This is a genomic window from Clostridium sp. CAG:221, assembly GCA_000435835.1.
GTDB lineage: Bacteria > Bacillota > Clostridia > Clostridiales > Clostridiaceae > Clostridium.
This window is the reverse complement of sequence record FR883409.1, coordinates 1-14,347: the sequence shown is the minus strand read 5'-3', so window position 1 is coordinate 14,347 and position 14,347 is coordinate 1. Positions and strand designations below refer to the sequence as shown.

Genomic DNA, 14,347 nt, shown 5'->3' with positions numbered 1-14,347 from the left:
ACATCATAGCTATTTTTTGTCCATTTTGCATATAATGTTATGTCATCTTCCTTTACACTATCATTTTCAAAATCCCATTCAGTTGTAAAGTTTGTATCTGTATACCAACCTTCAAATGTATACCCGTTTCTTATTGGATCATCAATTTTATTTATTAATGTATCTTTTGCTACTGAAAAATAGGCTTTATTTATATCTACGTTATCTTTTTGATGACCACCATTAAAATCAAATGTAACAACTGATTCTTCATTATTATACAATTTAATTACATGAATAAATTCTTTACCAGTTAAAGTATCTGTAAGTATAATTTTATAATCTCCTACAGGTAAGTTTGGATTATATATTTCAATAATCATTTCATTTTGCATTTCTAAAACTTCAAAATACATATCATCTTCTGATACTTCTTGTCCATCTACCCCTAAAATTTTATAATCAAATATTGGAGTGTATTCTAGTAAATTATCATTTATATCTTTAAATACTAAATTATAAACTTCTTCTCTATAATTACTTAAATCAATTCTATTTTCTCCTTCTATTTCTACTTTATCTAATTTAGGCTTATCTGTAACTCTAGTAATCCATTGTTTTTTATTATCAACATTTTCACACTTTAATTCATACATTGTTTGATTCCAATATGGCTTAAACATTACTTGTCCAGTAGAATTATTAGATGCAGAAATATATTTATGATCTACTAATATCATTCCTGAAGTTTGTGCATCCTTTCCCTCTGTTCTTAATTCAAGTGTTCCATTTAATGCACCTTCTACATTGATTGATCCACTTTCAGAAAAAATTATCTTTGATGAATTTTCACCTAAAAGGTTACCTTTAATATCTAATGTATTTGTTTTAGCTGATATATCTAATTTACTATCTCCTAATAAACTTAAACTTCCATTAACTTCATCAAAATTAGATTCATCATTTATTTTAATACTACTATTGTTTAATGTAATGTCTTTAAAACCTAAAATAGTTCTTCCAGCCATACCATTATGGTTATTTAAAGTTAAATTAGCTTGCCCAAGATTACTTGCTTTCTTAAAACTATTAGCAAAAATATCTCCAATACTAATATTAATATTTCCATTTACACCACCATTTACTCCATTGGCATAAATATCTTCTAATATTTTAACTCCACTATTTAGCTTTAATGTTACATTTCCAGTATAATTCCCTGTATAACTTCCAGCATAAATATTTTCAAAAATAGTATTTTTTCCTGTTGTATTATCTACTACTAATTCTGAATCATTATTATTTATACTTTCAGATGAACTACCATATACTGTTGGCCAACTCTTTTCTGTTGAACTTTCAACTGAAACATTATTCATAACTAACTTATGACCATTTAAAAATATTCCTCTATTATCTACAGACACTCCTGGAAAAGACCATGCAAAATTTTTAAGTACAACATCCGCTTCTAATTGAAATGAAGTTCTAGAGTTTAATGTAGCATCTGTTCCTTCCATACCTTCAATAGTAATATTCTTTTTACATATAAATGGAGCTGCTCCATCACTTCCTTGCCCAAGAATAGTTACATTTCCATTTAAAACAATTGTATCTCCGTCCTTTGCTTGTTCATAAGCAGTACTAAAACTTTTATATGGATTACTTTCAGATCCATTTTCTACTCCATCATGAATTTGTTTAACATATATTTTTTTCCCAGTACTTTGATGATTCTCTAATAAAACACTTTTATTAAATTCATCATTACTTGTAATTAATTCTGAGGCATTAGCTATAGTTATATTGTTAGCCAAAACTGTAATTACACTTGATGCTGCTAATACTTTTTTACTATATTTTTTCATATGATTAATTACTATATATCAAAATATAATTTATATTTTGATATATAGCCCCCTTTCTTATAATTTAAACTATATATACTCAATATTTTTATATTCGTTAAGTCTAACAATATCTGAATATTTTTCTATAGTTAATTTTTAACCACTCGTTAATAATCTTTATGCTATGCTTACCAGGACTCGGTTATCAAGCTCATTATACCCCATATTATGTTTAGGTTATAAACTTACATATTTAATTTTTATATAATATTTTAACTTTGTAAACTTATTATAAATTCAGAACCCTTATTAATTTCACTATAAACTTCTATTTCTCCTCCATGAGCATTTACTATTGATTTTGCTATTGTAAGTCCTACTCCAGCTCCTTTCTCATTAGCACCTCTTGATTTATCTAATCTATAAAAACGTTCAAATATATTCTTGTATTCACTTTTTGGTATACCAATTCCACTATCTTTAATACTTATATTGATACTATTATTTTTCTTAAAAACTCTAATATATATCTCATTATTTCCATTATTATATTTAATAGCATTAGATAATATATTTATAATTACTTGAGCAAATTTTTCTTTATCAGGATATTATTATTGAAATTATTATAATACTGGATATTGAAATAACTCCTATTATAATTATAATCCTATTTATAGCATTAAAAAATTCAACATCATTTTCCATATAATAAGTAGATGCATAATGACCTATATACGCATACCCCACTAAAATATTCCTCTCATCATCATTAATATCAACTTTTAACTCTTCAAAATAATTATCCCATTGCTTTTCTATACTTTTCATATTTTTACTTATATCATTTAAAGTTTTATCTGATAATACTTTTTCATCTTCAAATACACTCCATACCTTATTATCATTTTTATCATATATTTCAATTGCAATACCTTTTCTAATGGCTTCTATTCCTAAATTCTCTATAAACTCAGTGTTCCAACTTTCATTTGTATATAGGTTTTTTAAGTCAAATTCAATTAAGTGATTTACTTCTACTTTATTGCTATCATCAACATACTTTTCAAAAGAATCTTTAAAAATTGTATTAACAAACAACTTTATTGATAAAATTGTTGCAATCATAATAAGTGTGAAAGATATTATAAGTTTGCTATTTATTGACTTTAATTTACTTTTGTAATCCAAACCTATATCCTACCCCATAAACAGTTTGAATTATTTTAGGATTCCTTGAATCCTCTTCTATTTTTTGTCTTAAATTTTTTATATGGCTGTCTATAGCTCGATCACCTTTTTCATAATATCCCTCAATAGTACTTTCTAGTAACTTTTCTCTTGAATATATTTTTTTAGGATTATTTATTAATGTAAGTAATATTTTATATTCAGTATTTGTTAATATAACTTCTTTTCCCTTAACCTTAACTTCATGAGTGGAAGTATTTACTTCTAATTCTTCCCCATACTTTATTATTTCATTGTCATAACTAGTAATATTACATCTTTTCAAAACTGCTTTAACTCTCAATATTAATTCACTTATATTAAAAGGCTTACAAATGTAATCATCGCACCCTAAATGAAATCCATCAATCTTATCTTCATCTTCAATTTTAGCTGTTAACATAATTATAGGAACTTCTGATTTACTTCTTATATATTTACATATTTCTTCCCCACTCACATATGGAAGCATTCTATCTAATATTATTAAATCATATTTTTTTGAATTTATTTTATCTATAGCACTTTTACCATCATAAGCAACATCTGCATAATATCCTTCATTATCTAAAAAAGCTTTTATAAATTCACATATTTTTTCTTTATCATCAACTATTAATATATTAGTCATTGTTACCCTCCAAAAAGTTTTTTCTTTTATTTTATAACTATTTTTTTATAACATTTAAAAAGTTGCCCTTAAATATATCTTAAAGACAACTTTTTATAACTATTATATTCCTAAAAGTAGTTTTGCAAAAGCAAAGTAAACAATTAATGCAAAGGCATCTACTATTGTTGTAATAAGAGGACTTGCCATTATTGCTGGGTCTAAGTTTAGTTTTTTTGATATTATAGGTAAAATTCCTCCTACAACTTTAGCTAACACTATAGTAAAAAATAAACTTACACATACTGTAAGTGAAACCATAAATCCTGCACTAGTAAAGAAATATAACCTTAAGAAATTAACTGATGATAAAATACTAGCAACAACTATACTTACTTTAAATTCTTTAAATATTACTTTAAAAATATCTTTTGTTGTTATTTCTCCAAGTGCTAATCCTCTTATAATCAACGTAGATGATTGAGAACCTGAATTTCCACCATTATCCATAAGCATTGGAATAAATGATGCTAATATTACTACTGATTGAAGAACATCTTCAAAGCCTTGAATTATTGCTCCAGTAACTGTTGCTGATATCATTAATATTAAAAGCCATACTATTCTATTTTTTGCTAATGTCCAAACTGAAGTTTTTAAATATAGTTGTTCAGTTTTCTCAATAGTATCCATCTTTTGTTTAGATTTTTTATCTAAATGTTGACTTAATTCACTCATTTTGTTTTCTTGAACTGCTCTTAATAATTCTTGTGCCATAATTTCCTCCTTTAGAGTTCATATATACACAAGTAAATTAGTAAGATTATTTAAATTTAAAACATTGTGCCATATATGAACTACTTATCCTATTTAATATTTTTATTTCATTATTTCCTAAAGGTATATCATCCATATAAATCACACTCCTTAATCAGTTTACTTCTTAAGTTTACAAAACAATTGTGGAGAAATTATGAGCTTTTTATTTTAATTCTAGCTGATTTTTCATCTATATTATACAACCTGCTAATAACATTATTGATTAAAACTATTCCTAACATCTTTATTCATAACCTATCCTACTAATATTTACGTATAGATAACTCTTTTGAGTTTAAAAATTTCTTTCTTACAAAGTTATGACATAAATTTATTGCACTTTCTATATTTTGAGTCAAATTCCCCAAAACTCTTAATACAAATCCACTTACTTCAAGTTCTGATATTCCAAAATAAATTGGCAAATTTAAATTATTAATATTATTTCTTAAATCCTCAAGAATTTCCACATTAATATTTTTATTTATTACAAGTAATGTTCCAAAATTTTCATAGCATTCAAAAAAACCTAATTTAGTAACATCATCTTTTCTTGGATTTATTAATAAATTATCTAATAGAACTATTTTATTATTTACATATACTTTTGTTTTCAACTGAACACTACTATATTGAAATTTTTCTCCTTCTTTTGACCATCCTGATGTAATTCCATCACTATATATTAGTGTTGAACTTTCATCCATATAAATATTGTTTACCTGCTTATAAATTGCATCTTTATATAATATTACACTATCTGTTATATACTCTAAGATGCTGTTTTTCTCTAAACTTATTAACGTTTCTTGTTCAGTTTTCTCTCCATGTATACATTTATATACTTTTGTAGAGGCTTGAGTTGTTATAATTGATCTTGCATCTTCCTTTAGATTAATGCTGTATTTATATTTTTCACCTTCAACATATCCTCCTCCAAGGCCAACTATAAAATAAGTTGAAATTTTTTCACTATCAAGATGAATGGTTGGAGATAATTTTATTAGACCATCAAATCTTTTTTCACTTATAACAGTTTTATCATTCTTTTTCTCCAATACTATTTCAAATTCTCCTGCATACTTACTGTTACTCATATTAATTAATTCCTTCTAATAAACAATTCTTTTTAATCCACAACAAGACTTCATTTACACCTTCATCCTTTTTTAAATTAGTAAATATAAATGTCTTTTCTTTTCTAAATGTTAATGTATCTCTTCTCATAACATCTAAATCTGCTCCAACATAAGGAGCTAAATCTATTTTATTGATGATAAACAAATCACTCTTTATCATTCCCTGACCTGCTTTTCTTGGAATCTTTTCACCTTGTGCCACATCGATAATATAAATAGAAAAATCAACTAAATCTGGACTAAAGGTTGCAGCTAAATTATCTCCACCACTTTCTAAAAAAATAATATCTAAATCATTAAATCTGCTTTTCATTTCTTCTATAGCAGCAAAATTCATTGATGCATCTTCCCTTATTGCTGTATGTGGGCACCCACCTGTCTCTACTCCAATAACTCTATCTTCACTTAACACAGAATTCTTCACTAAAAATTTAGCATCTTCCTTGGTATAAATATCATTAGTAATAACTGCAAATTTATATTCATCTTTTGCTAATCTAGTTATTCTTTCTATTAATAAAGTTTTTCCACTTCCAACAGGACCTCCTACCCCTATTATTACTGGTTTTTTCATATATCTCACCCTTTACCATATAACTAATTTTAATTTTCTTTTTTTGATTTTAAGACATAAATAATCTAAACTCTAGTATTTCATGATTTATCTGAGCTAATTCAATACCTGGAATACTTGCACCAAAAAAACTATAATCTAAGTTTTTAATTTTTTTATATAAAACTTTAAAACTCTCACTACACTTTTGAAGAATTATTTGACCATCTTTTTGTCCTAATGGTATAGCTCTGACACCATTTTGAATAAGTGTTGAAATTGTACTATACATATGAAAAATTATAGCTTCCTCTTCATTAAAATTTAAAGAATACATAAGTAATCCAAACACTATAGCTGGATGACCAAAAGCCTTCTTTCCATTTATTTTTTCTTCATACTCTTTTAAAATGTCACTATCATATAAATCAAGAAATAATTTAATCATTCTGCTGGCTATAAGCTTTGATCCATTTCTAGTTTCTTTAGCTATGGTTTGAACTGTAAGCATTCTATCAAGTTCTAAAATTTTTTCCCATTCATTCTTATTCAAATATTCATACAACATCCTAATTGCCAATCCATCACTATAAATAAATACATTGTTTAAAAACACATCAAGGTATTCTTTTAAACTTTCTGCATTTGTAATCTTGTTATTTCTCAAATAACTCTCCATACCATATGAATGATTAAAGGAACCTATAGGAAAGTTAGAGTCACATATTTGAATAACACGCAATACATTTATAATATTATCTTCATTACTTTTAGTGTGTGTGTGCAAATTCAACATGTTTAAACGCCTTTTTTAAAGTTATATTTTCTCTTGAATAATTAACATTATCTCTTTTTAATTCTTCTTCTACTAACCTATCATATTGGATTATCATTTTATCATCTTCAAATTGTGCTTGAAGATGCCTATTTCCTAAAGCGTGTGCTATTACTCCCATTTCAGTTATACTTGAAGGTTTAATAATTAACACATCTTCACTATTAGCTTTCACAACTATAAGTTTCTTATCTTCATTATAAAGAATATCACCATCTTTTAATTTTTCGTTATTATCTAATGTTATTCCATACTCTCTGTTATGGTCTGAAGTTACTCTTAAAATTCTTTTAAGCATATCTTCACTATTTAAATATATTGTTTCAACATGATATCCATTTAAATCATCTATTTCATTAATATTTCCTATTATCTCATGAAAAATCATTTCTCAATCCCTCCTATAAGATTTAAAAATTATATTAAATTTATTTTTAAACTTAGAATAAGAAGTATCTTTGTGCCAATGGTAATTCTTTTGCTGGTTCACAAGTTATTAACTCTCCATCTACAGTGACATCATAAGTTTCTGGATCAACACCAAGCTTTGGAGTTGCATTATTTAATTTCATATCTTTCTTTGTTAAATTTCTTATTCCGCCTACTGGTAATACTAACTTTTGTAATCCTAATTCTTCTTTTATGCCATGCTCATATGCGTATTTAGAAACAAAAGTTGCAGAAGTTGGATATTTTGCTTTTCCATATGCAGCAAAACAATCTCTATAAAATTCTGGCTGACACGTTGGAATAGATGCATTTGCTTCTCCTATTATTGATTTATTTACCATACCACCTTTAATTACCAGATGTGGTTTTACACCAAAGAATTGTGTATCCCAAAGTACTAAATCTGCCATTTTCCCTACTTCTATGGAACCTACATATTGTGATATTCCTTGTGCTAATGCTGGATTTATTGTATATTTTGCAATATATCTTCTCACTCTATTGTTATCATTTTCTTCAGAGTCACCTTCTAATATTCCTCTTTGTCTTTTCATCTTACTTGCAGTCTGCCATGTTCTAGTAATAACTTCACCTATTCTTCCCATAGCCATTGCGTCAGAACTCATAATACTAAATACACCCATATCTTGTAATATATCTTCCGCTGCAATTGTTTGATGTCTTATTCTAGAATCTGCAAATGCAATATCTTCTGGAACTTTAGGATCTAAGTGATGACATACCATTAACATATCTAAATGTTCTGCAATTGTATTTATAGTAAAAGGTTTAGTTGGATTAGTTGATGCTGGTATTACATTAAGTTTAGAAGCTACTTTTAACAAATCTGGTGCATGGCCACCACCTGCTCCTTCAGTATGATATGTATGAATTGTTCTTCCTGCAATTGCTTCAATTGTATGTTCTACAAATCCACCTTCATTTAATGTATCAGTATGTACTGCAACTTGAACATCATATTTATCTGCTGTTTTTAATGAGTAATCTATTGCAGATCTTGTTGCTCCCCAGTCTTCATGAACCTTAAGGCCACAAGCACCTGCTTCAATTTGCTCTGCTGTAACCCTTATATTAGCTCCACTACCTTTTCCTAAAAAGCCAAGATTTATTGGAAAGCTTTCTGCAGATTGTAACATACGATGAATATTCCACTTTCCTGGTGTTGAAGTAACGGCATTAGTTCCATCAACAGGGCCTGTTCCTCCCCCTATAAGTGTTGTTATTCCTCCTTCCAGTGCAGCATTAACAACATCTGGGCTTATATAATGCACATGAGTATCTATACCACCTGCAGTTATTATCCTGCCTTCTCCAGCCAATGCTTCTGTACTTGGTGATACTATAAAATCCACATCATCCATAGTATAAGGATTACCACCTTTACCGATAGCTAAAATCTTTCCATCACGAATACCAATATCAGCTTTATATATTCCTGTATAATCTACAACAGTGGCTCCTGTAATAATAAGATCTGCAACCATAGGATTTTCTCTGCTTTCAATTGCATTTTGCCCCATTCCATCTCTTAAGACCTTACCACCTCCAAATTTACATTCATCACCATATCCTGTATAATCTTTTTCAATTTCAATAATTAAATCTGTGTCACCTAGCCTTATTTTATCTCCTTTAGTTGGCCCAAATAATTCTAGATAACGATGTCTATCAATTTCAAAACTCATTATTCTTTCACTCTCCTTCCATCTAAATACCCATCAACTAAATTACGCAAACCGTAAACTCTTCTAACTCCACCAATATCTATTAAATTTATTTCTTTTTTATCTCCAGGTTCAAATCTAACTGCAGTACCAGATGGAATATCTAATCTCTTTCCATAAGCTTTTTCTCTATCAAACTTTAAGTAATCATTTACTTCGTAAAAATGATAGTGAGAACCTATTTGTATAGGTCTATCACCGGTATTTACCACCTCAAGTTTTATTGCTTCTTTTCCTTTGTTATATTCTATAGTTCCTTCTTTTATAATAAATTCTCCAGGTATCAATTATGTCTATCTCCTTTCTTAACGTATTGGATCATGTACTGTAACTAATTTAGTCCCATCTGGAAATGTTGCTTCAACTTGAACTGTATGAATCATTTCAGGTATACCTTCCATTACATCGCTTTTACTTAAAATTTTTGTACCATAGTCCATTAAATCTTTTACTTCTCTACCTTCTCTAGCACCCTCTAAAAGCTCATTAGTAATTAGCGCTACAGATTCAGGATAATTTAGCTTTAAGCCTTTCTCTTTTCTTCTCCTTGCAACATCTGCAGCAACAACAATCATAAGTTTTTCTCTTTCTCTGTCTGTTAAATGCACTTGTTTTTTTCCTCCCTTTTCATATTACCTTATTAAATATTATGTATTATTTGTAATTTTCTAATTAAGATACATAAATTTAAAAATTAGCATAAAAAAATAAAAAATGTTACATATATTTATACAAGATTTCACTTACTAAATACATTTAACATTTTTTAATGAATTTATATCCTATAAAACAACTGAAAAAAACCATATTTATAATATTACATCCTAAAGCTAAAAGACCTCCATCACCAAAAAACAAACATTGAACTATTAATATTGATACAAGTGATAAAAATCCTGCTTCTGGTCCTAAAATTGCTGCCAGTAAAACTCCACCAGTAATATGCCCACTGGATCCTGTACCAGGTATTGAAAAATTAATCATTTGAGCTGCAAATACAAATGCTCCTACAACTCCCATTAATGGTATTTTACTTTGAATATCTTCTTCTTTTCTTATTTTATTAATTAAAAAATAAATTTACTTACCAATGTATTTTAGATTACCTTGTGTCTATAAAATAAACCCACAAAAATCATGATTTTTGTGGGTTTCATGTATAGAAGTGATGTAATACTCACATTTAAATATTGCTATCTTGGAATACACATTGGTCTATTAGTAATAGGATCAGGAATTACTATACTATCTATACCAAATACATCTTTTAACATTGTTTCATTAAATATATCATGTACTTTACCTTTTGAATATATCTTCCCATTTTTCATACAAACAAGATTATCTGCATATCTAGCAGCTTGATTCAATTCATGTATTACTATAACTATTGTTTTTTTAGTCTTTTTATTTAAATCTTTTAGTAACTCTAAAATTTCTATTTGATATGCTAAATCTAAATAAGTTGTAGGTTCATCTAATAACAATATATCTGTATCTTGAGTTAATGACATTGCAATCCATGCACGTTGTCTTTGTCCACCAGATAATGAATCTAATTTCCTATCTTCAAATTCCTTAAGTCCAGTTACCTCAATAGCCCAATTTACTATTTCTTCATCTTCTTTTGATCTTCCTCCAAATAAACTTTTATATGGATTTCTTCCAAAATAACAAAGTTCCTTTACTGTTATACCTTCTGGTGCTATTGGTCCCTGCGGTAAAATTGCTAACTTTTTAGCTAATTCTTTAGGTTTATAATCATGTATTGATTTTCCTTCTAAAAATACATTTCCTTCCTTAGGAATTAATAGTCTACTCATTCCACTAAGTAAAGTAGATTTTCCACAACCATTTGCTCCAATTAAAATGGTAATTTCACCTTTTGAAATAGATATATCAATGTTATTAACTATTATTTTGTCCTCATATCCTAAAACTAAGTTTTTTATATCTAAGCTCATTATAATTACTACCTTTCTAATTAGATTTTTTTCTTAATAACAAATATAAGAAATAAGGTGCTCCTATTATAGCTGTTACTATTCCTACTGGAATTTCACTTGGTGCAATTATAGTTCTTCCTATAATATCTGCTGTAATTAAAAGTATTGCTCCAATTAAACCACTTAATGGAATAACTAAAATATGTTTATATCCAACTAAATTTTTTGCTATATGTGGTGCTACAAGTCCTACAAATCCTATAGTTCCACTTACACTTACACTACTAGTTGTAAGTATTATTCCTATTAATAATAAACCAACTTTTAATAAACTTACCTTTTCACCCAAATTAATAGCTATATTATCACCTAATGATAATATATCTACTTTATGTGCTAATACTATAGCTAATGGAATAAATATTACTACATAAGGTGTTAGTACTTTTACTTCATTCCAATATCTTCCCCATACACTTCCCGTTAACCATAAAAGAATAGTTTGTATATTTTCTGAATTGCTTATATTTAAATATTGTATTCCTGCATCAAATAATGCACTTATAGCTATTCCCATTATTACTATACTAGTATTTTTGAAATTTGTTTTTTTAGTTAGTATATAAATAATAGTTCCTGCTAAAAGCCCTCCAACCATAGCCCATAAGGATATAGGCTCTTTTAAACCTAGACTTATTGCCATACAAGCAAAAAAGCCTGCTCCTTTTCCTATCCCAAGTACATCAGTAGATGCAAGTGCATTTCTAAGTACCCCTTGAAAAATAGCCCCTGCTACAGCTAAACTCATACCTACCATTATACATATTAATAATCTAGGTATTCTATACTCAAAAATAATGAAAGAGTATTTTGAAGTTGAATTATTAAATATTGCATTAAATACATCTGTTATATTTAATATCTTACTTCCAAAGAGTAAGCTTATAAAAGATACAAGCACTAACATTATTATATTTATAGTAAATATTAATGTATTTTTACTTTTCACTTACTCCACCTCTTTTCATTTCTTTATTAGCTAGTATTATATAAAAAACTGCTCCCATAAAAGCTGTTACTATTCCTACTGGTGATTCATAAGGATACTTTAAAATTTTAGATATTATATCTGATAATAAAAGCAAATTAGCTCCATATATACCGCATAATATAAAACTTTCTCTAAAATTTCTTGCTCCTAGCTTAATTACTATATGAGGAGTTATTAATCCTATAAATGATATTGGTCCTGCTATTGCTACAGAAGAACTTGATAGTAAAATTACTACTATAGTTGCTATACTTTTTATTACTTTAATATTTTCTCCTAAGCTAATTGCTATGGCATCCCCCATTTTTAATGTATCCATTGAATTTGATATTTTAATTATTAAAAGTATTGATATAATAAAACATGGTAATAACTCCACTATATGTGTAATTTGAGCATGATGAACTCCTCCAATCATCCAAAACAGTAAATCTGATGTTTTACTATCATTAAATAGCATTATAAATTTTGTTATGGAGCTTAAAAATAACTGTATACTTATTCCTACTAATGTTACTTTTAATGGTGATAAATTTCTAATTCTCCCTATTGTTTGAACAGTTACCCCTACAAATCCTGCTCCCAAAAAAGATGCTAATATTTTTGTTTTATATCCTAATGCAGGAAAAAATACCATTACTATAACTACTGATAAAGTAGCTCCTGCATTTATTCCTAAAACTTGAGATGATGCAAGTGGATTTCTAGTTAAGTTTTGCATAATTAATCCAGAAATAGCCATAGATGCTCCAACTAATATACATAATAATACACGTGGAAGTCTAATAGTTGTTATTATTAAATCCTCTTTACTTCCACTATAATCAAAAATAGCACTTATAATATCCTTAAAGCCTATATCACTCATTCCTATTAAAATGTCTATTAATAAAAATACCCCTATTGCTAATATACCTATAGTTGAAAATATTAAAAATTTATTTTTATTTATAGACTTCACTTGCATCACCATCCTATCATTTAATTATTATCTAATAGCCATTGTGACATTTCTTTAGTTAATGTATTTATTGATATGAATCCTCTATATTGTGTCCAAGGACCTCTTGCTATCGTTGTATATACATCTCCATTTTGTATCGCTTTTAATGATTTATATAATTCTGTATCTTTCCATTCTTTGTATATAGTTTTATCTATATCTTCTCTCATATATACCATTATATCTGGATTGATTTCTACCAATTGTTCTAAAGATAATGATACTTCTTTATCATTATTTTCAATTGCATTAACAAATCCTGCTTTTTCCAAAACTTGTCCTACAAATGAAGTTGAAGTATGTGCTGTGTATTCATCATTTTTAGGTGATACTGTTAATATTTTTTTATCTCCTAATTTTTCTTGTGCTTTTGCTTTAACATCTGATAATAATTTTTCTGTTTCTTCTATCTTAGTCTTTGCTTTATCTTCTTTTCCAACTATTTTTGCTATAGTTTCAAAGTTCTTTATGTATTCATCATAGCTTGATCCAATACTATCTAATACTATTGTTGGTGCTATTTTGCTTAAATCTTCATATATTTTGCTATGTCTAGTTGTATCTGCTATTATTAAATCTAAATCTAATGTACTTAGTTCTTCTAAATTTGGTTCTTTACGATTTCCAACTGATACGTATTCTATTGATTCTCCATTTGTTATATCTGTTACTTTAGTTTGCTCTCCATCGTCAGCTATAGCTACTGGATTTACTCCTAAGTTATAAAGTGAATCTAAAAATGATAATTCTAATACTGCTACTTTTTTAGAAGTATCATTTAAAGTTGTAGTTCCTAATTTATGTTCTACTACTATTTGATTTTCGCTTTTTACTTTTTCTTCATTTGTTTGTGTTCCACACCCTATAAGTGCTACACTTCCTATTATCATGCTCATTAATACTGATTTTTTTATTAATTTATTTAGTATCATATCTGATATTCCCCCTTCTTTTTTATTGATTTTTATTATCACTTGAATTATATTATCATTTTCGTCTTATTTCGTCAATATTTTCATATTTATATTATATTTTTTATTGATAAATTATAATATAAAGTACAAAAAGAATTAAATAGTACAAAAATGTCTTGTGCTACTTTGGTCTTATGTCAATATTTTGGACACAAAAAGTCAA

At 27.4% G+C, this 14,347-nt stretch carries 15 protein-coding genes and 2 pseudogenes; all 17 read right to left on the bottom strand.

Going from position 1 to position 14,347, the window contains the following annotated elements:
* On the bottom strand, positions 1-1,847 hold a 1,847-nt coding region (locus Q5O44_RS09940; RefSeq protein WP_302637783.1), incomplete at its 3' end, for an InlB B-repeat-containing protein.
* 254 nt (positions 1,848-2,101) lie between these two features.
* Positions 2,102-2,386 carry a sensor histidine kinase gene (locus Q5O44_RS09935; protein ID WP_302637785.1) on the bottom strand — a complete coding sequence of 95 codons (285 nt, stop codon included), beginning with the start codon at positions 2,384-2,386 and terminating at the stop codon, positions 2,102-2,104.
* A gap of 46 nt (positions 2,387-2,432) precedes the next feature.
* Positions 2,433-3,020 carry a hypothetical protein gene (locus tag Q5O44_RS09930; protein WP_022168265.1) on the bottom strand — a complete coding sequence of 196 codons (588 nt, stop codon included), beginning with the start codon at positions 3,018-3,020 and terminating at the stop codon, positions 2,433-2,435.
* A complete protein-coding gene (locus Q5O44_RS09925; RefSeq protein ID WP_022168264.1) occupies positions 3,004-3,690 on the bottom strand; it encodes a response regulator transcription factor in 687 nt (228 codons plus the stop codon). The genes Q5O44_RS09930 and Q5O44_RS09925 overlap by 17 nt, the downstream gene beginning before the upstream one ends.
* Positions 3,691-3,792: 102 nt before the next feature.
* Positions 3,793-4,341 (bottom strand): annotated as a pseudogene (locus Q5O44_RS09920) (magnesium transporter); the annotation flags it as partial.
* Between the two features lie 410 nt (positions 4,342-4,751).
* Entirely contained in the window at positions 4,752-5,585 is an 834-nt protein-coding gene (locus tag Q5O44_RS09915; protein ID WP_022168261.1) for an urease accessory protein UreD, read from the bottom strand.
* Between the two features lies 1 nt (position 5,586).
* On the bottom strand, positions 5,587-6,201 hold the full coding sequence (ureG, locus tag Q5O44_RS09910) for an urease accessory protein UreG (protein ID WP_022168260.1): 615 nt from the start codon (positions 6,199-6,201) through the stop codon (positions 5,587-5,589).
* Positions 6,202-6,250: 49 nt separating this feature from the next.
* The gene (locus Q5O44_RS09905) at positions 6,251-6,847 is read right to left on the bottom strand and encodes an urease accessory protein UreF (protein ID WP_291663067.1); all 597 of its coding nucleotides are present in this window, start codon (positions 6,845-6,847) and stop codon (positions 6,251-6,253) included.
* Positions 6,848-6,950: 103 nt separating this feature from the next.
* Positions 6,951-7,403: an urease accessory protein UreE gene (locus Q5O44_RS09900; protein ID WP_022168258.1), complete on the bottom strand. Its 453-nt coding sequence runs from the start codon at positions 7,401-7,403 to the stop codon at positions 6,951-6,953.
* A gap of 52 nt (positions 7,404-7,455) precedes the next feature.
* Positions 7,456-9,171 (bottom strand): urease subunit alpha, encoded by a 1,716-nt coding sequence (gene ureC, locus Q5O44_RS09895; RefSeq protein ID WP_022168257.1) that lies wholly within the window; start codon positions 9,169-9,171, stop codon positions 7,456-7,458.
* The gene (gene ureB / locus Q5O44_RS09890) at positions 9,171-9,497 is read right to left on the bottom strand and encodes an urease subunit beta (RefSeq protein WP_022168256.1); all 327 of its coding nucleotides are present in this window, start codon (positions 9,495-9,497) and stop codon (positions 9,171-9,173) included. The genes ureC and ureB overlap by 1 nt, the downstream gene beginning before the upstream one ends.
* Before the next feature lie 18 nt (positions 9,498-9,515).
* Positions 9,516-9,818, bottom strand: a complete 303-nt coding sequence (locus Q5O44_RS09885; protein WP_022168255.1) for an urease subunit gamma — start codon at positions 9,816-9,818, stop codon at positions 9,516-9,518.
* Between the two features lie 154 nt (positions 9,819-9,972).
* Positions 9,973-10,284: pseudogene (locus Q5O44_RS09880) on the bottom strand (energy-coupling factor ABC transporter permease); the annotation flags it as partial.
* Positions 10,285-10,403: 119 nt separating this feature from the next.
* Positions 10,404-11,177, bottom strand: coding sequence for an ABC transporter ATP-binding protein (locus Q5O44_RS09875; protein WP_291663589.1), 774 nt, complete (start codon positions 11,175-11,177; stop codon positions 10,404-10,406).
* Positions 11,178-11,190: 13 nt separating this feature from the next.
* On the bottom strand, positions 11,191-12,165 hold the full coding sequence (locus Q5O44_RS09870) for an iron ABC transporter permease (RefSeq protein WP_022168252.1): 975 nt from the start codon (positions 12,163-12,165) through the stop codon (positions 11,191-11,193).
* Complete coding sequence (locus Q5O44_RS09865; RefSeq protein WP_186835026.1) at positions 12,155-13,168, bottom strand: iron ABC transporter permease; 1,014 nt, start codon at positions 13,166-13,168, stop codon at positions 12,155-12,157. Before Q5O44_RS09865 ends, Q5O44_RS09870 begins: the two co-directional genes overlap by 11 nt.
* A 20-nt stretch (positions 13,169-13,188) precedes the next feature.
* A complete protein-coding gene (locus tag Q5O44_RS09860; RefSeq protein ID WP_022168250.1) occupies positions 13,189-14,142 on the bottom strand; it encodes an ABC transporter substrate-binding protein in 954 nt (317 codons plus the stop codon).
* Positions 14,143-14,347: the final 205 nt, after the last annotated feature.